Origin of the sequence: Rhabdaerophilum sp. SD176, from assembly GCF_030143245.1 — a bacterium.
Classification (GTDB): domain Bacteria; phylum Pseudomonadota; class Alphaproteobacteria; order Rhizobiales; family Beijerinckiaceae; genus Rhabdaerophilum.
The window spans coordinates 291,018-312,640 of sequence record NZ_JARJNS010000003.1; the positions used below are offsets into that span (position 1 = coordinate 291,018).

20 protein-coding genes and 1 tRNA gene are annotated in these 21,623 nt (G+C 65.8%); 14 read left to right on the forward strand and 7 right to left on the reverse strand.

Annotated features, from left to right (window positions below; genetic code table 11):
- The first annotated feature begins 4 nt into the window (after positions 1–4).
- Positions 5–673 (forward strand): alpha/beta hydrolase, encoded by a 669-nt coding sequence (locus P0652_RS08060; protein WP_284178272.1) that lies wholly within the window; start codon positions 5–7, stop codon positions 671–673.
- A gap of 85 nt (positions 674–758) precedes the next feature.
- Here P0652_RS08060 and P0652_RS08065 read toward each other — a convergent pair.
- Positions 759–834 (reverse strand) — tRNA-Ala (locus P0652_RS08065).
- Between the two features lie 139 nt (positions 835–973).
- Entirely contained in the window at positions 974–1,351 is a 378-nt protein-coding gene (locus tag P0652_RS08070) for a TIGR02300 family protein (protein ID WP_284178273.1), read from the reverse strand.
- A 194-nt stretch (positions 1,352–1,545) separates the two neighbouring features.
- Here P0652_RS08070 and aroA point away from each other — a divergent pair, with 194 nt between their 5' ends.
- The 10 genes from aroA (at position 1,546) to P0652_RS08120 (ending at position 12,434) form a co-directional block, all read left to right on the forward strand.
- Positions 1,546–2,886 (forward strand): 3-phosphoshikimate 1-carboxyvinyltransferase, encoded by a 1,341-nt coding sequence (aroA, locus tag P0652_RS08075; protein WP_284178274.1) that lies wholly within the window; start codon positions 1,546–1,548, stop codon positions 2,884–2,886.
- Positions 2,883–3,527, forward strand: a complete 645-nt coding sequence (locus P0652_RS08080; RefSeq protein WP_502947495.1) for a (d)CMP kinase — start codon at positions 2,883–2,885, stop codon at positions 3,525–3,527. The genes aroA and P0652_RS08080 overlap by 4 nt, the downstream gene beginning before the upstream one ends.
- Positions 3,528–3,572: 45 nt before the next feature.
- Complete coding sequence (locus P0652_RS08085; protein ID WP_284178275.1) at positions 3,573–4,256, forward strand: nitroreductase family protein; 684 nt, start codon at positions 3,573–3,575, stop codon at positions 4,254–4,256.
- Positions 4,257–4,274: 18 nt separating this feature from the next.
- Positions 4,275–4,856, forward strand: coding sequence for a rhomboid family intramembrane serine protease (locus tag P0652_RS08090; RefSeq protein WP_284178276.1), 582 nt, complete (start codon positions 4,275–4,277; stop codon positions 4,854–4,856).
- A gap of 32 nt (positions 4,857–4,888) precedes the next feature.
- Entirely contained in the window at positions 4,889–5,458 is a 570-nt protein-coding gene (locus P0652_RS08095; protein WP_284178277.1) for a helix-turn-helix domain-containing protein, read from the forward strand.
- Between the two features lie 6 nt (positions 5,459–5,464).
- A complete protein-coding gene (locus P0652_RS08100) occupies positions 5,465–5,926 on the forward strand; it encodes a GNAT family N-acetyltransferase (RefSeq protein WP_349774969.1) in 462 nt (153 codons plus the stop codon).
- On the forward strand, positions 5,927–6,241 hold the full coding sequence (locus P0652_RS08105; protein ID WP_284178278.1) for a hypothetical protein: 315 nt from the start codon (positions 5,927–5,929) through the stop codon (positions 6,239–6,241).
- A gap of 330 nt (positions 6,242–6,571) precedes the next feature.
- Positions 6,572–8,266 carry a 30S ribosomal protein S1 gene (gene rpsA / locus P0652_RS08110; protein ID WP_284178279.1) on the forward strand — a complete coding sequence of 565 codons (1,695 nt, stop codon included), beginning with the start codon at positions 6,572–6,574 and terminating at the stop codon, positions 8,264–8,266.
- A 270-nt stretch (positions 8,267–8,536) separates the two neighbouring features.
- Entirely contained in the window at positions 8,537–11,509 is a 2,973-nt protein-coding gene (polA, locus tag P0652_RS08115; protein WP_284178280.1) for a DNA polymerase I, read from the forward strand.
- Positions 11,510–11,558: 49 nt separating this feature from the next.
- Positions 11,559–12,434, forward strand: a complete 876-nt coding sequence (locus P0652_RS08120; protein WP_284178281.1) for a DMT family transporter — start codon at positions 11,559–11,561, stop codon at positions 12,432–12,434.
- Between the two features lie 9 nt (positions 12,435–12,443).
- Here P0652_RS08120 and P0652_RS08125 read toward each other — a convergent pair whose 3' ends face one another.
- The gene (locus tag P0652_RS08125) at positions 12,444–13,259 is read right to left on the reverse strand and encodes a transglutaminase-like domain-containing protein (RefSeq protein WP_284178282.1); all 816 of its coding nucleotides are present in this window, start codon (positions 13,257–13,259) and stop codon (positions 12,444–12,446) included.
- A gap of 165 nt (positions 13,260–13,424) precedes the next feature.
- Entirely contained in the window at positions 13,425–14,204 is a 780-nt protein-coding gene (locus tag P0652_RS08130; protein ID WP_284178283.1) for a class II glutamine amidotransferase, read from the reverse strand.
- Positions 14,205–14,489: 285 nt separating this feature from the next.
- Between P0652_RS08130 and P0652_RS08135 the strand changes: the two genes are divergently transcribed.
- A complete protein-coding gene (locus P0652_RS08135; protein ID WP_502947496.1) occupies positions 14,490–15,929 on the forward strand; it encodes a sodium:proton antiporter in 1,440 nt (479 codons plus the stop codon).
- A gap of 79 nt (positions 15,930–16,008) precedes the next feature.
- Here P0652_RS08135 and glcF read toward each other — a convergent pair whose 3' ends face one another.
- The 3 genes from glcF to P0652_RS08150 all read right to left on the reverse strand — a co-directional run bounded on the left by glcF (position 16,009) and on the right by P0652_RS08150 (position 20,031).
- Positions 16,009–17,325 carry a glycolate oxidase subunit GlcF gene (gene glcF, locus P0652_RS08140; protein WP_284178284.1) on the reverse strand — a complete coding sequence of 439 codons (1,317 nt, stop codon included), beginning with the start codon at positions 17,323–17,325 and terminating at the stop codon, positions 16,009–16,011.
- Between the two features lie 88 nt (positions 17,326–17,413).
- A complete protein-coding gene (glcE, locus tag P0652_RS08145) occupies positions 17,414–18,601 on the reverse strand; it encodes a glycolate oxidase subunit GlcE (RefSeq protein WP_284178285.1) in 1,188 nt (395 codons plus the stop codon).
- Positions 18,598–20,031 (reverse strand): FAD-binding oxidoreductase, encoded by a 1,434-nt coding sequence (locus P0652_RS08150; RefSeq protein WP_284178286.1) that lies wholly within the window; start codon positions 20,029–20,031, stop codon positions 18,598–18,600. Before P0652_RS08150 ends, glcE begins: the two co-directional genes overlap by 4 nt.
- A gap of 174 nt (positions 20,032–20,205) precedes the next feature.
- On the opposite strand from P0652_RS08150, the gene P0652_RS08155 reads away from it, so the two are divergent.
- Together P0652_RS08155 and P0652_RS08160 are read left to right on the forward strand one after the other, a co-directional pair.
- A complete protein-coding gene (locus tag P0652_RS08155) occupies positions 20,206–21,117 on the forward strand; it encodes a LysR family transcriptional regulator (protein ID WP_284178575.1) in 912 nt (303 codons plus the stop codon).
- Positions 21,118–21,201: 84 nt separating this feature from the next.
- A complete protein-coding gene (locus tag P0652_RS08160; protein ID WP_284178287.1) occupies positions 21,202–21,585 on the forward strand; it encodes a c-type cytochrome in 384 nt (127 codons plus the stop codon).
- Positions 21,586–21,623 lie beyond the last annotated feature (38 nt).

Here is a 21,623-nt window from a genome sequence, read left to right on the forward strand (position 1 = left end):
GGCCATGCTCAGCCAGACAGATGCCGATTCCCTGCTCTCCCGGTTCCCGCTCCGGCGGACCGGCGCCCCGCCGACCCGCGCGGCCGGCTTCATGCTGATGCTGCATGGCCGGGGTGCGAGCGCCGAATCGATCCTCGAACTCGCCGAGGCATTCGCCCAGCCCGATCTCTGCTTCCTCGCGCCGCAAGCGCCGGGATCCAGCTGGTACCCCTATCCATTCACTGCGCCGCTGGCGGCCAACGAGCCACATCTCTCCCGCGCGCTGGCCCTGACGGCGGGCGTGCTCGCCGCGCTGGAGCAGGGCGGGGTTGCCGCCGCGCGGATTGGCATATGCGGCTTCTCGCAGGGGGCCTGCCTCGCGCTGGAAACGGCCATCCGGCAGCCGCGCGCCTACGGGGCCGTTTTCGGGTTCAGCGGCGGCTATATCGGTCCGCCGGGCGAGCCACGCCTTCCGGTGCCTGGCACGGAGACGGCTCTTGCCGGCGCCTCGGTGCTGATCGGCTGCTCCGATGTCGATTCGCACATCCCGCTGGTACGCGTGCAGGAAACCACGGCGCTCATGCGCGCCATGGGGGCCGCGGTGGACGAGCGGATCTATCCCGGCTTCGGCCACGGCATCAATGCCGATGAACTGGGCGCGGCGCGTGCCCGGTTGCAGGCGATTCAGGTCTGAGCGGAAGAATCGCTTCCGCCGGGCAACCCGCTTTGCGATCGGCCCGGCAATTCAGAGGACAAGGCGGGAAATGCTGAAAAGGAGATGGTGGAGCTAAGCGGGATCGAACCGCTGACCTCCTGCATGCCATGCAGGCGCTCTCCCAGCTGAGCTATAGCCCCACATCACGAGCATGCCTGGGGGCATGCCGGAACCGAACCGCGTTCGGAGGCGCGCTTATTGTCACAAGACCCCGCGCGCCGCAAGTGCCTTTCCGGCCGGAGGTCGATCTTTTTCGCCCCGGTCCGGCACGGCAGAGGATCAGCTTTCCTCGTCTTCTTCCAGATCGCCGTCGATCAGGTCGGCAACGTCGCTGTCATCCTCATCTTCCTCGGTTTCGAGGAAGGTATCGTCATCATCACCATCGATGTCGATATCGTCGTCATCGGCAACGACCTTGGCGTCATCGGCCTCCTCCGCCTCTTCAAGCGGCACGAGTTCCGGTGCGGCCACCTCATCCGTGACCAGTTCCTCGTCTTCGGCCACCTCGGCCTTGGCGATCTTGGGCTGCGGATCGAAATAGGCACGGGGATAGCTCTGCCCCGTATAGGGCGAGACGATCGGATCCTTGTCGAGATCGTAAAACTTCTTGCCCGTCACGGGGCAGATGCGCTTGGTGCCGAGTTCAGCCTTGGGCAATGTCGCGTTCCTGTCATGGGGCCCGGGGGGCGGGCCGGGGCAAAAACTTCCGCTTGCAAAGTCGGGATGAAGCCCGTTAGTGGCCTCGCACTTTCCTGTCAAATGCTTGTTGCGGGCAAGACCCGGATAAGCAAGTTTTCCCGCCCCGCCCGGGTTTTTTTGGCAGCCGCGGGGCATCGTTCGAGGATCGAGACATGGCCCATGGTTCCGAAGCGCTTCCCCTCCAGGCGGAACGGGGCGGGCCGCTCCGGGGCCGGGTGCGCGTTCCCGGCGACAAGTCGATCTCGCATCGCTCGCTCATCCTCGGCCTGCTCAGCGTGGGCGAGACACGTGTAACCGGTCTGCTCGAGGGCGAGGATGTCCTGCGCACCGCCGATGCAGCCCGCGCGCTCGGCGCCACGGTCGAGCATCTCGGCCCGGGTGAATGGCGCGTGCGTGGCATGGGCATCGGCACGCTGCTGGAGCCGCGCGGGACGCTGGATTTCGGCAATGCCGGTACCGGCTCGCGCCTGATGATGGGCGTGGTCGGCGGCCACCCGATCCGCGCGACCTTCGATGGTGACGCCTCGCTCCGCAAGCGCCCGATGGGCCGTATTCTCGATCCGCTCAAGCGCATGGGCGTCACGGTGATCGACGTGGCCGAGGGCAACCGGCTGCCGCTGACGCTGCAGGGCGCCAGGGACAGCATCCCGATCGAATACACCACCCCCGTGGCCTCGGCGCAGATCAAGTCTGCGGTGCTCTTCGCCGGGCTTAATGCCCCGGGCGAGACCATCGTGATCGAGCCGGAAGCCAGCCGCGACCATACCGAGAAGATGCTGGCCTATTTCGGCGCCGAGATCCGCAGCGAGCCTGCCGGCACCCATGGCCGCCGCATCACGCTGAAGGGCCGGCCGGAACTCAGCCCCCGCCCCATCGTCGTACCGGCGGATCCGTCCTCCGCCGCTTTCCCGATCGTGGCGGCGCTGATCGTGCCGGGATCGGATGTCATCATCGAATCCGTGATGATGAACCCGCTCCGCACCGGGCTCCTCACCACCTTGCTCGAGATGGGCGCTTCGATCGAGGAACTCGACAGCCGCGTCGAGGGCGGCGAGCGAGTGGCCGATCTCCGGATCCGCCACTCGCCCCTGCGCGGCGTCGATGTGCCGGCCGAGCGCGCGCCGTCCATGATCGACGAATATCCCGTCCTTGCCGTGGCCGCCGCTTTCGCTTCGGGCGAGACCCGGATGCGGGGCCTGCAGGAACTGCGCGTCAAGGAAAGCGACCGCCTCGCCGCTGTGGCCGATGGCCTCGCGGCCAATGGCGTCGCGCACCAGATCGTCGGGGATGACCTCATCGTCTCCGGCTCGGGCCGCGCGGCGCCTGGAGGCGGGCTCGTCGCCACGCATATGGACCACCGCATCGCCATGAGCTTCCTCATCATGGGGCTCGCTTCCGACAAGGCCGTCGGCGTCGACGATACGAGCTTCATCGCCACCTCCTTCCCCGATTTCGTGCCGATGATGACGCGGCTGGGTGGAGCCCTGCGATGAAGCCCGCCTTGATCATCGCGGTTGACGGTCCGGCCGCTTCGGGCAAGGGCACGCTGGCCAAGAGGCTGGCGGCGCATTTCGGCTTGCCGGTTCTCGATACCGGGCTCCTCTATCGCGCCGTCGGCCAGCGCCTGCGCGATGACGGCCACCACCTCGATGATGGTTTGGCGGCAACGGGCATCGCAGCGCGGTTCGAGCCGGCCTGGCTCGAGGATGATCGCCTGCGCCGGCGCGAGGCGGGCGAAGCGGCGAGCCGTGTCGCCAAGGTCGATGGCGTGCGTCGCGCCCTGCGCACCTTCCAGCAGGATTTCGCCCACCAACCCGGCGGCGCAGTGCTCGACGGTCGGGATATCGGAACCGTTATCGCGCCGGATGCGACGGCCAAGCTCTGGATCGATGCCGATGTCGCCATCCGCGCCGGCCGCCGCTACCGCGAGTTGGCCTCGCGAGGCGAGCCTGTCACCGAGGCCGGCATTCTCGCCGACCTCGTCGAACGGGATGCGCGGGATGCGCCCAACATGCAGATCGCGCCCGATGCGATCCGGATCGATACCTCGGCCTTGGATGCCGACGCTGCCTTTGCCCGCGCGCTGGCCGAGGTGCTTGCCGTGCTGGCCGAGGCGGGGCAGTCTCTCGGCTGATGCGAACCGGGGCCCTGCAGCTCTGACCCGCCGGGAGCGATGACAATGCCAACGCGTGATTTCGAGTCCGTTCCGCTGCCGGATTACCGGGAATATCCGCTCGAGGAAATGCGCGAACGGGCCGAGACATTCCGTGCCGAGATTGCCCGGCGGCATACGGTCCGTGATTTCTCGCCTCGGCCGGTCCCGCGTGACATTATCGAGACCTGCCTTCGTGCGGCAGGGACGGCCCCGAACGGCGCCAACCACCAGCCCTGGCATTTCGCGGTGATCGGCGATCCTGCGCTCAAGGCCCGCATCCGCACCGCAGCCGAGGAAGAGGAGCGCGCCTTCTATGCCGGCAAGGCCGGCGAGGAATGGCTTGCGGCCCTCCGCCCGCTTGGCACCGATCCGCAGAAGCCCTTCCTCGAGATTGCCCCCTGGCTTATCGCCATTTTCGGCGCCCGATCGAGCCCCAGCGCCGATGGCGTGATGCGCAAGAACTATTACGTACCGGAATCGGTTTCGATCGCCACCGGCTTCCTGATCGCGGCGCTGCATCATGCCGGCCTCGCCACGCTGACGCATACGCCGAGTCCGATGGGCTTCCTGAACGAAATCTGCCGGCGCCCGGCGCAGGAGAAACCCTACATCCTGCTGGTGACGGGCTATCCCGCGGGAGATGCCCATATCCCCCGCCATGCGACCGAGAAGAAGCCGCTCGCCGAGATCGCGAGCTTCCTTGTCTGAACCCGGAGAGCCTGTCTGATGGAGACCCATGCCGAACCGCGGGGCATGCCACCCGCCACGGGTTTGTTCCTCGCCCTCAATGCGCTGGTCTATGTCGGCCTCGTCATTGCGGAGGGCGGGCTCGATATGTCCACCCGGACCATCGCGGCCTGGGGCGGGCTGCTGCCGCTCGACTGGCTCGATGGCCAGTACTGGCGGATGCTCACCGCCGGCTTCCTCCATTTCGGACTGATGCATCTCGTGGCCAACGGCATCTGCCTGCTCGCCTGGGGCGTGCCGCTGGAGCGCGGCCTTGGCGCCCTGCGGATGACGATTCTCTTCCTCGGCTCGATCCTTGCCGGCAGCTTCGGCTCCCTGATGCTGCACAGCCAGCCCTTCATCAGCGCCGGTGCCTCGGGCGGCGCCTCCGGCCTGCTCGGAGCACTTTTCGCCTTCTGGCTGCTGCGCGATATCGCCCTTCCGGTCTCGTTCTTCGCCATCAATATTGGCCTGAACATCGCGGTGACGATCTTCGTGCCCGGCATCGACTGGCAGGCCCATCTCGGCGGATTTATCGGCGGTGCCATTCTCGCATTGATCCTCCGGCCGCGCATGGCTTGACATCATTCCACAAATGAGAATTTATCTCGTTTATGGAAGTAGGCAGCATCGAGACCGATCTTGATTCCCGCATCGCTGCCCATCTCAAGGGATTGCGGATCGCCCGGAACTGGTCGCTCGATGAACTGGCGAACCGTTCGGGCATCAGCCGCGCCACGCTCTCGCGGCTTGAAAACGCCGAGACCAGCGCCACCGCCAGCACGCTCGGCAAACTCGCCGCCACCTACGGGATCACGATTTCCCGGCTGCTGCACCTGGCCGAGCGGCAGGTCGATGCGTACCTGCCGCGGTCGAGGCAGCCGGTCTGGAAGGATCCGAGCAACGGGTTCGAGCGCCGTCTCGTCTCGCCGCCCGCCGACGGGCTGAGCGGCGAGGTTGTGGAGGCCCGGCTGCCAGCAGGCCGGCGCATTGCCTATGACGGACCGGCCAAGCAAGGCCACGAGCATCATCTGGTGCTGATCGAGGGGCGGCTTTTCCTGACGGTCGAGGGCATCCGCCATGATCTCGGCCCCGGGGATTGCCTCCGCTACCGGCTCTACGGGCCGACGGCTTTCGAAACCCCGCCGGAATCCGGCGCCCGCTATTTCCTGTTCCTGGTGTGAGGCCCGATGCTGACCATCCGCCCCGGCGATTTCTCCGATGACCGCGTGGTCGCCCTGCTCCGCCACCATTTCGAGACGAACCGGGCGGTCACCCCGGCCGGCTCGGCCCATGTGCTCGATCTCTCGGCGATGCAGAAGCCGGATATCGCCTTCTGGACAATCTGGGCGGGCGAGGAGCTGCTCGGCATGGGTGCGCTTCGCCGGCTCGACGGCGAGGCCGGCGAGGTCAAGTCCATGCGGACCTGGGATCATGCCCTGCGCCGTGGCGTCGCAACCGTCATGCTGGGCCATATCCTCGATGCCGCCCGCGCGGCGGGGCTGCGCCGGCTCTATCTCGAGACCGGCTCCTTCGACTATTTCCGCCCGGCCCGCGAGCTCTATGCCCGGCACGGCTTTGTCGAATGCCCGCCTTTCGGCGAGTATCGGCCCGATCCCAATTCCACCTTCATGATGCGGGACCTGCCCTGAATGGCCGGGAAGCGGCGGATCGGCATCGGCCATAATGGCGGGCCACCGCTGCGGGAAAAGCCGCATGTGCCACCCTGGGGGAAGGGCGGGATCGGACAGTTCTTCACCTGGAAGGCGAAGCATCGCGCGGCATGGCGCCCGGCTTCCACCGATATCCTCCTCTCGCGGCAGGCCCGGGCCGAGGCGCTTGGCCTGACCTACGAGGAATACACGCTGGAGATTCTCGAACGCGGGCGCTACCTGCAGGCCAGCGACGAGGCTGCAATTGCCGCGATCTGCGCACGGCGCCGGGGGCGGCCTAAACGCCACCTCTGAAGCGATCGATGGCGCCGAGGGTAGGCTGGGCCGGGCGCTTTCGCTTTACCTCGATGCCGGTCTCTGGTATTCCCCGCGTCAATCTTCCGGACCCTTTGCAGGGTACCGGCGGTTTCGGCGTTTTCACCTTTGGTGGAAATACGGGTACCGCCAGCCAAGCCGGAAGGGAAACCATGCATCCCGCCCGCCGGTGTTCTTCTGCACTGGTCGCCTCCCGAGGGCTTCGCCGCATCTTTGCGGCGGCTGGCGGAACGGGGTGAAACGCAACCGACCAAGCACCAGTGTCCGCGCCGGAGGCTGCCCGAGGCAGCAGGCGCATTCGGAGTTTTCATGTCCACTACTGCTATGTCTCCCAGCCGCGAGGATTTCGCGGCTCTGCTCGAACAGTCCTTCCTCTCGGCCGATACGGCTGAAGGTTCGGTGATCACCGGCACCGTTGTCGCGATCGAGAAGGACGTCGCCGTCATCGATATCGGTCTCAAGACCGAAGGTCGCGTGGCGCTGAAGGAATTTGCCGGTCCGAACAAGGATCAGGTCATCAAGGTCGGTGACAAGGTCGAGGTCTATCTCGAGCGTGTCGAGAACGCGATGGGCGAAGCGGTCATCAGCCGCGACAAGGCCCGCCGCGAAGAGAGCTGGGTCCGCCTTGAGAAGGCCTACGAGGCCAAGGAAAAGGTCACCGGCACGATCTTCAACCAGGTCAAGGGTGGCTACACCGTCGATCTCGACGGCGCCGTGGCGTTCCTGCCGCGCAGCCAGGTCGATATCCGCCCGATCCGCGATGTCGGTCCGCTCATGGGCGTCCTGCAGCCGTTCGAGATCCTGAAGATGGATCGCCGCCGCGGCAACATCGTCGTGTCGCGCCGGACGGTCCTTGAAGAGACCCGCGCCGGCCAGCGCCAGGAACTGGTCTCGAACCTCGAGGAAGGCCAGATCATCGACGGCGTGGTCAAGAACATTACCGATTACGGTGCGTTCGTCGATCTCGGCGGCATCGATGGCCTGCTGCACGTGACCGACATCGCCTGGCGCCGCGTCAACCACCCGACCGAGGTGCTGACCGTCGGCCAGACCGTGAAGGTCAAGATCGTCAAGATCAACCAGGATACCCACCGCATCAGCCTCGGCATGAAGCAGCTCCAGGGCAATCCGTGGGAAGGCATCGAAGCCAAGTACCCGATCAATGGCAAGTTCACCGGCCGCGTGACCAACATCACGGATTACGGTGCCTTCGTTGAGCTGGAACCGGGCATCGAAGGCCTGATCCACGTGTCGGAAATGTCCTGGACGAAGAAGAACGTCCATCCGGGCAAGATCCTTTCGACCAGCCAGGAAGTCGAAGTGCAGGTTCTCGAGGTCGATCCCTCGAAGCGCCGTATCAGCCTCGGCCTCAAGCAGACCCTCAACAACCCGTGGGAAAGCTTCATCGATCGCCACCCGGTCGGGTCGGTTGTCGAAGGCGAAGTCAAGAACAAGACCGAGTTCGGCCTGTTCATTGGCCTTGAAGGCGATGTCGACGGCATGGTCCACCTCTCGGATCTCGACTGGAACCGCCCGGGCGAGCAGGTCATCGACGAGTTCAAGAAGGGCGACATGGTTCGCGCCATCGTGCTCGACGTCGATATCGAGAAGGAGCGCATCTCGCTTGGCATCAAGCAGGTCTCGGGCGATCCCTTCGCCGATGCCGGCGACTCGATCAAGCGCGGTGGCGTTGTCACTTGCGAAGTGCTGGAAGTGAAGGATGGCGGTCTGGAAGCCAAGATCGTCGGCTCGGATCTCACCACCTTCGTGAAGCGCTCGGAACTGGCCCGCGACCGTGCGGATCAGCGTCCGGACCGCTTCGCCGCCGGCGAGAAGTTCGATGCCCGCGTCATCCTGTTCGACAAGAAGGCCCGCAAGGTCCAGGTGTCGATCAAGGCGCTGGAAATGGCCGAAGAGAAGGAAGCCATGGCCCAGTACGGCTCGGCGGATTCGGGTGCCACGCTCGGCGACATTCTCGGCGCCGCCCTCAAGAAGACCAAGTAAGGCGCGTCACGGCTGGCGGGTTCGTCCCGCCATCGACGATGCCATCGATCAGGCCGGCGGGGAAACCTGCCGGCCTTTTTCGTTGGCTCCGGCGCGCGCCCGCCTTTTCCTTCTGGCGGGGGCGGGGTCTTCTGGCCGCAGCCATGCCACCGTTTGGCTTGTCCTATTCATAAGACAAGACCTGACCGTCCGGCCGGTCGATCGAATCCTGCCGTGATTTGTCCGAAATCCCGGCTGACCTTTCCGCCGGCGGGGCCTATAAACCGGGGCATGTCCAGTGAAACGCCCCGCATCAACCCGCCCGGTCCCGGCGACCATGTCATCCTGATCGATGGTTCGTCCTTCGTCTTCCGGGCCTATTTCCAGTCCATCCGGCAGGACCAGCGCTACAATTACCGGTCCGACCGGCTGCCGACCGGGGCCGTGCGCATCTTCGCCACCAAGCTCGTCCAGTTCATCCGCGAGGGCGCGCGCGGCCGGAAGGCCACCCATCTCGCGATGATCTTCGACAAGAGCGAGAATTCCTTTCGCAAGGCGCTCTTCCCCGCCTACAAGGCGAACCGCTCCGAGCCCCCCGAGGATCTCGTCCCGCAATTCCCGCTGATGCGCGCGGTGGTCCGGGCTTTCGGCTACCAGCCGATCGAGATGGATACCTACGAGGCCGATGACCTCATCGCCACCTATGCCGGCCAGGCCGTCCGGGCCGGTGCGGAAGTGACGATCGTCTCCGCCGACAAGGACCTGATGCAGCTGATCGAGCCGGGCGTGGTGATGTATGACCCCGCCTCCGGCGAGCGCGAGGAGCGGCTGATCGGCGAGGCCGAGGTTTTCGAGTATTTCGGCGTGAAGCCGGATCGCGTCGTCGATGTGCAATCGCTGGCCGGTGATTCCACCGACAATGTCCCCGGAGCGCCCGGTATCGGCGTCAAGACCGCCGCGCAGCTCATCGCCGAATATGGCGATCTCGACACCCTGCTGGCCCGTGCCGGCGAGATCAAGCAGCCGAAGCGCCGCGAAACACTGACCGACCCTGAAGTGGTCGAGAAGGTCCGTATCTCGCGCAGGCTCGTCACCCTCGTGCGCGATGTGCCGGTGGAAGCCCCGCTCAAGACCCTCGTCGCCCATGATCCGACCGCCGAAGCCGCGGTTGCCTTCCTCAAGGCGATGGAATTCACCACCCTGACGCGGCGGGTGGCTGATCTCTACGGTGTGGCCGTCGACAAGGTCGAGCCCGACCCCGCCTATGCCAAGGGCGGGACCGCGCCGGCCGAGCCGGGCGATTCCGTTGCGCCGGAAGCCGGCAGCCCATCCGGCGGCGGTGTCACCCTGGCGGCGGCCCCGCCCGAAGGCCCGGCCGGTCTGGCCGCCACGCGTCTGGCTGCCCTGCGCGCCATGCCGGTCAAGCACGAGGCCTATGAAGCCGTGCAGACCGCTGCCGCGCTTGCTGCCTGGCTGGATCGCGCCCGCGAGCGCGGCATCCTGGCCTTCGATACCGAGACCAACAGCCTCGATCCGATGCAGGCCGATCTGGTCGGCGTCTCGCTCAGCACCGCGCCGGGCGAGGGCTGCTATGTGCCGCTCCAGCATCGCAGCGGCGATGGCCTGTTCGATTCCGGCCCCGTTCCCGGGCAGATCCCGCTGGCCGAGGCATTGGCCCTGCTGAAGCCGGTGTTGGAAGATGCGGCCGTGCTCAAGATCGGGCAGAACATCAAGTTTGACCTGCTGGTCATGCGTCAGCACGGCGTCGATATCACGCCGGTCGATGATACGATGCTCCTCTCCTATGTGCTCGATGCCGGCCGGCATGGCCATGGTATGGACGAGCTGTCCACCCTGCATCTCCACCACAAGCCGATCCCGTTTTCCGAAGTGGCCGGCAAGGGCAAGGCGGCCGTCACCTTCGACCAGGTGCCGATCGACAAGGCGACGCATTACGCCGCCGAGGATGCCGACATCACCCTGCGCCTCTGGCTGGCACTGAAGCCCCGCCTCGTCGCCGAGGGCATGGTCTCGGTCTACGAGACGCTCGAGCGTGGCATGCCCGATTGCCTCGCCGCGATGGAGGCGCGGGGCATCGCCATCGACCGGCAGATCCTTTCCCGTCTCTCGGGCGAATTCGCGCAAGGAATGGCGCGGCTCGAAGCCGAGATCCACGCGCTTGCGGGCGAGAGCTTCAATCTCGGTTCGCCCAAGCAGCTGGGCGATATCCTCTTCGGCAAGATGGGGCTCTCGGGCGGCAAGAAGACCGCCACCGGCGCCTGGTCCACCGGGGCCGATGTGCTGGAGGATCTCGCGGCGGAAGGTCACGAGCTGCCTGCGCGGCTGCTCGAATGGCGGCAGATGCAGAAGCTGAAATCCACCTATACCGATGCGCTGCCGGGCTATGTGAACCCGCGCACCAACCGGGTCCATACCTCCTTCTCGCTCGCCTCGACCACAACCGGGCGGCTCGCCTCCTCCGAGCCGAACATCCAGAACATTCCGGTCCGCAACGAGATGGGCCGCAAGATCCGGACCGCCTTCGTGGCGGAGCCGGGCCGGCTGCTGGTCTCGGCCGATTACAGCCAGATCGAGCTGCGCATCCTCGCCCATATCGCCGAGATTCCGCAGCTCCGGAAGGCCTTCGACGAGGGCGTGGATATCCACGCCATGACAGCCTCGGAAATGTTCAATGTGCCCCTGTCGGAGATGACCGGCGAGATCCGGCGCCGCGCCAAGGCGATCAATTTCGGCATCATCTACGGGATTTCCGCTTTCGGCCTCGCCAACCAGCTCTCGATCCCGCGCGAGGAGGCCGGCGCCTATATCCGCAAGTATTTCGAGCGCTTCCCCGGCATCAAGGATTACATGGAGGCGATGAAGGCGAAGGTCCGCAAGGACGGCTATGTCGAGACGGTCTTCGGCCGCAAATGCCACTACCCCGCCATCGATTCCAAGAACCCTTCCGAGCGTGCCTTCATGGAGCGCGCGGCGATCAACGCGCCGATCCAGGGCTCGGCGGCCGATATCATCCGCCGCGCCATGCTGCGGATGGATGCCGCTTTGGCCGAGCGCCGCGTGCCCGCCAGCATGCTGCTGCAGGTCCATGACGAGTTGATCTTCGAGGTGCCCGAGGCCGAGGCGGCGCGCGCCATTCCGGTTATCACCCGGGTGATGGAGGAGGCGCCGCTGCCGCTGCTCCAGTTGAAGGTGCCGCTCAAGGTCGATGCCCGCGCCGCCCGCAACTGGGACGAGGCGCATTGAGGCGGGCACCAGCCCGGCTCGCATCCCGCCCCCCGATCCCCGGTTTCCCATGTCTCCCCGCGATCTCGCCGGCTATGTCTTCCTCGCCCTCGTCTGGGGCCTTTCCTTTCTGGTGCTGGTGCGCGTGGTCGATGCCTTCGGCTGGGTCGGCGCGGTCACCTTCCGCTGCATCCTCGCGGCGATCTTCCTCTATCTGCTGGCCCGGGCGCTGGGCCGCCGGCTCGATTTCGGCTTCCCGCTCCGCCATGGCCTGATGGTTGGCGCCACCACGGTTGCGGGGCAGCTGGTCGGACTCTCCTATGCCACCCCGATCATCGGCACCGCGATGGCGGCGATCCTCGTGGCAACCATCCCGCTCTTCTCGATGCTGATCAGCCGGCTTTGGGGCCTTGAGACGTTTGACGGCCGCAAGCTTGCCGGCCTTGCCCTCGGCTTTGCCGGCGTTATCCTGCTGGTCGGCTTTCCGGCCGTGCCCTTCACGCCGCTCTTCGCGATTGGCTGCCTCGACTCGATGGCCAGCGCGCTCTGCGCGGCTTTCGGCTCGGTCTATGCCAGTCGCCACCTGCGGGCGGCCGGCTCCTGGGAGGTAACGATGCTCGCCTTCCTCGCCGGCGGTATCATGGCCCTGCCGCTGATCCTGCTGGTTCCGGTGCCGGGCCCGCTGGTGCCGATGGATTTCCTGTACCTGCTGGTCCTCGGCGGCGGCATGAGCGGCCTGACCTATGTGGTCTATTTCGGCCTCGTCGCCTCGATCGGCGCCACGCGCACGATCAGCGTGGAATTCGCGGTGACCGTTGTCGCCGTCCTGATTGGTGCCCTCTGGCTCGGCGAGAAACTGTCCTGGCCGCAGCTGGCCGGCGGTGGAACTATCATGGCCGGCTGCATGCTCGTGCTCGGCCTCTGGCCAGCGCGCCGGCCGGCCTGAAGGCCTGGGTCAGGCCCCGCCTTCCACCGGATCCGTCCACACGCGAAAGCCGGTCAGCGTGTTGGGCCCGAAGGTCGTGGTCATGGCGACATCCGCCGCATCACGGCCTCGGGCCATCAGCACCCGGCCGATCATGGGCCGGTTGTTGCGCGGGTCGAACATCTGCCATTCCCCGCCAAGATAGACTTCCATCCAGGCGGCGAAATCGCCCGGGGGATGCGGCAGCGGCGTGCCGATATCGCTGAGATAGCCCGTGCAGTAGCGGGCAGGAATGTTCAACGCGCGGCAGAAGGCGATGGCGAGATGGGCATAGTCCCGGCACACGCCGCGCCTTTCCTCGTAGGCCTGCGTGGCATTGCGGCCGACCGATGCATGGGCATAGCCGAAGGCGATGTGCCGGTGCACGAAATCGCAGACGGCCTGGACCCGGGCCCTGCCGGGCTGGGCCGTGCCGAAGAGCTGCCAGGCGAGATCCAGCATCCGGTCACTGTCGCAGAAGCGGCTCGGGAGCAGGAAGACCAGCGTATCATCCGGCAGGTCCTCGACCGGCACCTGCCAGGAGCGGGTGCCGGCCGGATCGGGCAGGCCGCTGTCGCGGATGATCGCATCGCCACGCAGGGTGAAAGCCCCTGCCGGCGCGACAAGCCGCGTGCACCAGTTGCCATGCCCGTCATGGTAGCCGGACAGGAGAACCGGGGGGATGGTCGCCACATGATCGGGCAGGACGAGATCCTCGACACGGCTGGAATGGACATTGAGCATCAGGATGGCCGGGGTGGGATGCTCGAACAGATAGTGAAGCTCGTAGCCGATGCGCAGCTTCATGCGTGACAGATCTTTCCTGCAGCGACGCGTGGCACCAGGCCGGGGATACGGCAGGGAAGGGCTGGCCGGGCTGCCCGGCCGATACAACCGGATCGAGCCTAGCACGCCGCGTGGCCGAATGCCGGATCTTTGTTGGCGGTTCAGTGGAAATGCCGCTGGACCGGCTCAGTCGCAGGCCGGGTTGAAATCCCGCACCTGGGGCGGGCCATGCCGGTCGGCCACAAGGACCGAGCCCTGCGGCAGGGCGTTCCACATCGCGCGGGTCTCGTCCAGCGGTTCGGAAACGACATGCAGGCCGTTATTGTCATGCCGCCAGTAGAGCGTCGGCGCCTTCTCGTCGCAGGCCCACCGGAAGGCATGCAGCGTATCGCCATTGGTGAAGGCAGCCGCAAAGCGCAAAGCATCGTTTATGCCTGCGGCCTTCGTCATGCCGCGGATGGCCGAGAGCACCGAGGAAAAGGCCCGGGCCGCATCGCTGGCCGCACCGCGCGCCATGGCAGCGAGGAAAATCGCCTCGGAATCGGTTGTGCCATGGCGGTGCCGATACATCGGATCGGGAATGAGGTTCTCGATGCCGCGGCGGATCTGGCCGTAGCCGCCGATCTGCCCGTTATGCATGAACATGCAGGTCTCGTGGCTGAACGGGTGGCAATTGGCGCGTGCCGTGGCTGTGCCCGTGGCAGCGCGGACATGGGCGAAGAACAGCGGCGAGCGGACCTGCGCGCAGATCGAGAGCAGGTTTTCGTCGGACCAGGCCGGACGCAGGTCGCGGTAGATCCCCGGCTCCGGCCGCTCGCCATACCAGCCGAGGCCGAACCCGTCGCCATTGGTCGCGGTTTTCGCCTCCGTCGCGCAGATCGACTGGTGGATCAGCGAGTGGCAGGGCTTGGACACCACGGTCTCGAGAAGGACAGGCTGGCCCTGATAGGCGAGGAAGCGGCACATCGGCAGGATTCTCTTGAAAATAAAATAACGAGAGAGGATTCTTCTGAAAAACATCATGCCATCAGAAAAATGAACCGCAAGTGAAACCGGTTGCCCGTCCCGCCATCCCGTCCGGTGGATCCAGCCACCCGATCCCCGGGTGCTGCGCCGGAAGCAGCTGAAGGGAATTCCGGGGAGGAGCGCCGCCATGTCGGGCTTCCCCCTTGACCTTGCCGTGCAGCCCCGCTTCTGTCCTGCCAGCGAAAAACAGGGTGGGGGAAGCCTATGCTTCGGATGTTTTCGGCCATGCAGAGCCACAAAGGCAGCGGCCGGTTCGGCGCGGTGATCGGAGCCGTGCTGGCGATCAGCCTCGGCATGGCGGGTCCTGCTTTGGCGGCCGAGGGCCTTGATGGCTCTGGCCTGTCCTTCCTCTGGGCCGTGCCCTTCTGCGGGCTCCTGCTCTGCATCGCCACCGGGCCGGTGCTCTTTCCTCATTTCTGGGAGCACAATTACGGCAAGATCGCCGCCTTCTGGGCGGTGCTGACCGTGCTGCCGCTCGTCCTGTCCAAGGGCGCGGGCATCGCGCTCGCGGCTGTGCTCCATACGATTCTGCTCGAATATGTCAGCTTCATCATCCTGCTCTTCGCGCTCTTCACCGTGGCTGGCGGCATCCTCGTCACCGGCAACCTGCGCGGCACGCCGCTGGTCAATACCGGCCTGCTCGGCATCGGTACGGTGCTGGCCAGCATCGTCGGCACGACCGGCGCCTCGATGATCCTGATCCGCCCGATCATCCGCGCGAATGACGACCGCCGCACCAACGTGCATGTCGTCATCTTCTTCATCTTCCTCGTCTCGAATATCGGCGGTTCGCTGACGCCTCTGGGCGATCCGCCGCTCTTCCTCGGCTTCCTGCGCGGTGTGGATTTCTTCTGGACCACCACGCACATGTTCGGCGAGATGCTCTTTCTCGTCATCGCCCTGCTTGTCCTGTTCTACATCTGGGACAGCATCCTGCATGGCAAGGAAGACAAACTCCCGCCGATGAAGGACAAGACGCCGGACCGGCCGATCAAGCTGTTCGGCACGGCGAATTTCGCGCTGCTCGGCGCGATCATCGTCGCCATTCTCGTTTCCGCTTCGTGGAAGCCGGGCATCACGGTGAAATTCCCCGGCGGCGAGATGGAGCTTCAGAACATCGCCCGCGACATCGCACTGGTCATCATCGCGCTCGTTTCGCTGAAGATCACGCCGAAGCAGGTTCGCGCGGGCAATGAATTCTCGTGGGGGCCGATCCTCGAGGTTGCCAAGCTCTTCGCCGGCATCTTCATCTGCATGATCCCGGTTCTCGCCATGCTCAAGGCCGGCAAGGCAGGGGCCTTCGGGCCGCTCGTTGCGCTGGTCACCAATCCGGATGGCACGCCGAACAACGTCGCCTATTTCTGGGCGACGGGCATCCTCTCGTCCTTCCTCGACAATGCCCCGACCTATCTCGTCTTCTTCGAGCTGGCGGGTGGCGACCCGAAGGCACTGATGGGCCCCATGGCCTTGACGCTGACCGCCATTTCCTGCGGCGCCGTCTTCATGGGCGCGAATTCCTATATCGGGAATGCGCCGAACTTCATGGTCTATGCCATCGCCAAGGATATGGGCGTGAAGATGCCGAGCTTCTTCGGCTACATGGTCTGGTCTGGCGCGATCCTGATCCCGCTCTTCATCGCGGTGACGTTCCTCTTCTTCCGCTGAGGGAGCTGTCCCGGCCTCTCTCCTTCGGGGAGAGGCCGACGATACCGATCATCGGCCGGGTTAGGCGGGTGACAAGCCCTCAGCCCAGCTTGGCTGGCTTTTCGCCGCCGAGCGCCCAATCCACGAGCTCGATCGTGTGGACCACCGGCACCGCCTCGTTCCGTTCGGCAAAGCCGAGGCCGATCTGGCTGATGCAGCCGAGATTGCCGGTCGCCACCGCCTGCGGCTTCAGCCGGGCGATGTTGCGCGTCTTGCGGGCGCGGAGCCGGCCGGAAATTTCCGGCTGGAGCATGTTGTAGGTGCCGGCCGAGCCGCAGCAGATATGCCCTTCCGGGACGTCCTTCACGATGAAGCCGAGCGCCTTCAGCACGGATTTCGGTGCTTCGGTGATCTTCTGGCCATGCTGCATCGAGCAGGCGGAGTGATAGGCAATCGTCAGCCCGGTTTCGCGCGCGGGCTGGAGATCGAGCCCGGCGAGATACTCGGTGATGTCCTTGGCCAGGCCTGAGACCCGCGCCGCCTTCCCGGCATAGGCGGGGTCGTTCCGGAACATGAAGCCGTAATCCTTGATCGTCGTGCCGCAGCCCGAGGCGGTGATCAGGATCGCATCGAGCCCTTTGCCCTCGATCTCGGCAATCCAGGCGTCGATCAGCCGGGCTGCCTGCGCATGGCTTGCTTCCTCCCGGCCCATATGATGCACCAGCGCACCGCAGCATCCTTCGCCCTTCGGCAGGATCACCTCGATGCCGAGCCGGGTGAGCACGCGGATCGTTGCTTCGTTGATTTCCGGCGCCAGAACCGGCTGCGCACAGCCGGAAAGCAGCGCGACGCGGCCCCGCTTCGGGGCGGTCGGCGGGAAGTTGGCCGGACCTTCCATGGCCGAGCGTCCACTCAGGCGGGAGGGTGCCAGCGTCAGCATCGCCGCCAGCGGCCCGCCGATCTTCGGCACTTTCGCCACCAGCGGCCGGAACGGCCTGCCCAGCCAGGCTGCGGCGAGGGCGAAGCGAAACCGGTTGGGGTAGGGTAGGACCTGCGCAAGCACCTCCCGCATCAGCCTTTCGTGCCACGGCCGGCGATAGGTCTCTTCGATATGCGCGCGGGCGTGGTCGACAAGGTGCATGTAATGCACGCCGGAGGGGCACGTTGTCATGCAGGAGAGGCACGAGAGGCAGCGATCAATATGCTGCACCACTTCGGGCGTGGCCGGCTCGCCCTGCTCGAACATCTTTTTGATCAGGTAGATGCGTCCGCGCGGGCTGTCGAGTTCATCGCCGAGTTCGAGATAGGTCGGGCAGGTAGCCGTGCAGAAGCCGCAATGGACACAGGTGCGGAGGATCTTCTCCGAAGCCTGCATCGCCGGATCGGCCAAAGCCGCGAGCGAGAAATTCGTCTGCATGTCTCAGGCTCCTGCCTGCCAGGCCGCGAGCGGGCCGATGGTCTTCACATCACGGGCGGATTGGCTGCCTGCCGGCGGGAACGGGCGCTCACAATCCGGCATGCATCTTCCCCGGATTCAGCAGCCCCTCAGGGTCGAAACTGGCCTTGATCCGCCGGTTCAGCGCTGCAATGGGTGCCGCTTCCGGCTCGAAAACCGGCACCTCGGCGCGCAGCCCGTCCGAAGCCCGGAGCAGGGTAGCATAGCCGCTGGCTTGCCGCGCCGCCTGGCGGATCACCGCCGCCCCGGCATCGCCGGTTTCCGGCGTCGCCAGCCAGACCAGGCCGCCCGCCCAGTCATAGAAGGCGGTGGCCTGGCGGGTGGCCCGGATGGCCGCAACCGCCGCGGCCGCTTCGCCCGGCTTGACGGAGAGCCGCCAGATCGCGCGGTCACGCGGTTCGGCGAGAAGGGCGCCGTCAGACACGTCGTGCCAGAGCGCCTCCGCTTCCGGGGCATCCAGCCGACCAAGCGCGCCGAAGGGGCGGAGCAGCCCGGCCAGAGCCCCGGTCCGGTAGTTGACTGAAAAGGCAAAGCCCTCGATGCGCAGCATGGTCCGGGGCGGCGTGCCGTCCAGCCCCGGCAGATGCGCCGCGCCGGTAATCTCGAAGGGAGAGCCGACCGCAGCGCTCATCGCCTCGATGGCGCGGGCCTCGGAAAGGCCCTCGATCACAAGCGTCTCGGTCATTTCCGGCCGCGGGACCACCTTGAAGATCACTTCGGTCAACACACCGAGCGTGCCCCAGGCGCCGGATTGCAGCTTCACCAGATCGAGCCCGGTGACATTCTTCATCACCCGCCCGCCGGATTTGACGATCTCGCCGGTGCCGTTGACGAAGCGCACGCCGATCAGGCTGTCGCGGCAGGCGCCGCCCCAGAGCCGGCGCGATCCCGAAAGGTTCCCGGCCGCCACCGTGCCGATTGTCGGCGTGCCATCCGTTCCGTAAAGGCGTCGGAAATCCGGCGGCTCGAAGCCGAGCATCTGGCCCTTCTCGGCAAGAGCCGCTTCGATCACCGCCAGCGGCGTGCCCGCCCGCGCGCCGATGACCATTTCCGCCGGTTCGTAGAGCGTGATGCCGCTCATTGCGCCGGTCGAAACGGCAATCCCGGCATTGACCGGCCGGCCGAGGCCCTTGCGCGTGCCGCCGCCCTCGATCGTCAGCGGCGCGCCCTGGCCACCGGCCTCGCGGACCAGGGCGGCCAGTTCTTCCTCGTCCCGGGGGCGACGCACCACGATCATGCCGCCCTCCCGTCAAGCGGGAAAACCTTGGCCGGGTTCAGGATCCATTGCGCATCGAACGCTGCCCGCACACGGAGCTGCTGCTGCAGGTCCACCCGGTTGAACTGGTGATGCATCAGGTCGCGCTTCTCGATGCCGACGCCATGCTCGCCGGTGAGGCAGCCGCCCACCTCGACGCAGAGCTTCAGGATATCGTTGCCGGCCTCCTCGGCCTTTTCCGCCTCGCCCGGATCATTGACGTTGTAGAGGATCAGCGGGTGCAGGTTGCCATCGCCGGCATGGAACACATTGGCGACGCGCAGCCCGTAATGCTTCACGATCTCGTCGATCCGGCGCAGCACATAAGGCAATTGCCCGGTCGGAATGGTGCCGTCCATGCAGATGTAATCGGCGATCCGCCCGGTCGCCCCGAAGGCGCTCTTCCGGCCCTTCCAGATCGCGGCCGTCTCCATGGCCGATTTCGACTCACGCACGGTCTTCACGCCATGCGCGCGGGCGATGGCGACGATGCGCGCCAGCGTGGCATCCATCTCGCTATCGGAACCCTCGACCTCGATGATCAGCAGCGCCTCGACATCCATCGGATAGCCGGCCTTGGCGAAAGCCTCGCAGATCTCGATGGCCGGCTTGTCCATGAATTCCATCGCAACCGGCACGATGCCTGCCGCGATGATCGCGGCCACCGCCTCGCCGGCCTGTTCGCTGGTCGGGAAGCCGAACAGTACAGGGCGCGCGCCCTCGGCCATCCGCAGGATGCGCACGGTTGCCTCGGTGATGATGCCGAGCTGGCCTTCCGAGCCACAGACCAGGCCGAGCAGGTCATAGCCCGGCGCATCCATCGCCGGGCCACCGATCTCGACCACGGTGCCATCGACCAGCACCAGCGTCACGCCGAGGATGTTGTTGGTCGTCACCCCGTATTTCAGGCAATGCGCCCCGCCGGAATTCATGCCGATATTGCCGCCGATCGTGCAGGCGAGCTGGCTCGACGGGTCAGGCGCGTAGAAGAAGCCCTCGGCCGAAACCGTATTGGTGATCGCAAGGTTGGTCACGCCGGCCTCGACCCGGGCGAAGCGGTTCGCATAATCGATCTCGAGGATGCGGTTCATCTTCGAGACGCCGATCACCACCGCGTCTTCCTGGGGGATCGCCCCGCCGGCCAGGCTGGTCCCCGCCCCGCGCGGAACCACCGGAACGCCCTGCTCGTGGCAATAGGCGAGAACTGCCGAGACCTCCGCCGTGTTGCGCGGCAGGGCCACAGCCATCGGCACACGGCGATAGGCGGTGAACGCATCCGTCTCGTAGGCGCGACGCTCGTCCTCGCTGGTGATCAGGCATTCCGGCGGCAACAGGGCTGCGAGGCCGGCGAGAAGGCTCTCGCGGCGGGCGAGAATTTCTGCCTGCGGCGTCGGAAAGGCGATGGCACCCATGCTTTCTCTCCCCGGAACAATGGCCGGTCTCCGGCTCCATTTCCTTGATAAGGCTCTTCTATCAGACCCTTTGGAACGATCCTAATGCTAGCGCAGCCGCAGGCCGGGAACAGCACCCTTGATTCTGCATGGCATCTGTTCCGGAATCGAATGGATCGCGCTATTTGTTTCCGCATGGACAGGTTGGGTGATCTCGATATCTTCGCGCGCGTCGCTGCCACCGGCTCGATGTCGCAGGCCGCGCGCGATCTCGGCCTGTCGCCGCCGGTTATCTCGAAGCGCATCAAGCGGCTTGAGGAGCGACTCGGCACGCGTCTGCTCCAGCGCACCACGCGGCAGATCGCGTTGACCGAGGCCGGTCGTGGCTTCCATGAGCGCGTCCTCGCCATCCTCGCCTCGGTCGAAGAGGCGGAGAACTGGGTCTCCCAGCGTGCCATGCTGGCCCGTGGCCCGCTGCGTGTTTCGGCGCCGACCACCTTCGGCCGGCTGCATGTCGCCCCGCATCTCGTGCGGTTTCTTGAACGTTATCCCGAAATCTCGCTTGATCTCTCGCTCACCGATACCTTTGTCGATGTGGTGGGTGACGGGTTCGATGTCGCCATCCGCATCGCCGACCTGCAGGATACGAGTCTCGTCGCGCGGAAGCTCGCGCCGAACCACCGGGTGCTCTGCGCCGCACCATCCTATTTGGCCCGGCAGGGCTGCCCGGATACGCTGGCCGATCTCACCCGGCATGCCCTGCTCGTCCACAATGCCGATCACTGGCGGCTGGAAGGGCCGGAAGGGGCGGTCTCGGTGCCGGTGGCCAGCCGAGTCGCCACCAATTCCAGCGAGGTGATTCGCGAGGCGGTGATCGCCGGCATGGGCATCGCCCTGCGGTCAACATGGGATGTCGGGCCGGAACTGCGCGCCGGCCACCTGGTCCAGGTGCTGCCGCGCTACCGGGCGAGCCATCGTGTGGCGATCCATGCGGTCTATCCTTCGCGCCGCCACCTGCCGCAGCGGACGCGTGTCTTCATCGATTTCCTGCTGGAACTCTACGGCCCTGTGCCCAGCTGGGATCAGGGGCTGGTTCTCTCCGCCTGACGCCAATCTGACGCGCCAGTTCAGCTTGCGCTCAGATCGGTTTTGTCATATTGCCGTTCTCAAACATTCAAAAAGGGGAATGCAATGAAACGCTCGATCGCCATCCTGGCCCTGACCCTCGCCAGCCTTGCTCCGGCCATGGCCCAGGATGCCGAAGCCGGCAAGTCGGTCTTCGGCCAGTGCCGCGCCTGCCATGCCGTTGGCGAGACCGCCAAGAACGGTGTTGGCCCGCAACTCAACGGCCTGATCGGTCGCAAGGCGGGCACTGTCGCTGGGTACAATTATTCCGACGCGAACAAGAATTCCGGCAAGGTCTGGGACGAGGCCACCTTCACGGCCTATATCAAGGATCCGAAGGGCCAGATGCCGGGCACCAAGATGGTTTATGCCGGCCTCAAGGACGAGACCCGGATCGCCAATCTCATCGCATACCTCAAGACCTTCGGTCCGGACGGCAAGGCGAAGTAAGGCGGAAGACGGCCATTACCATCGGCCGAGAGGAAAAG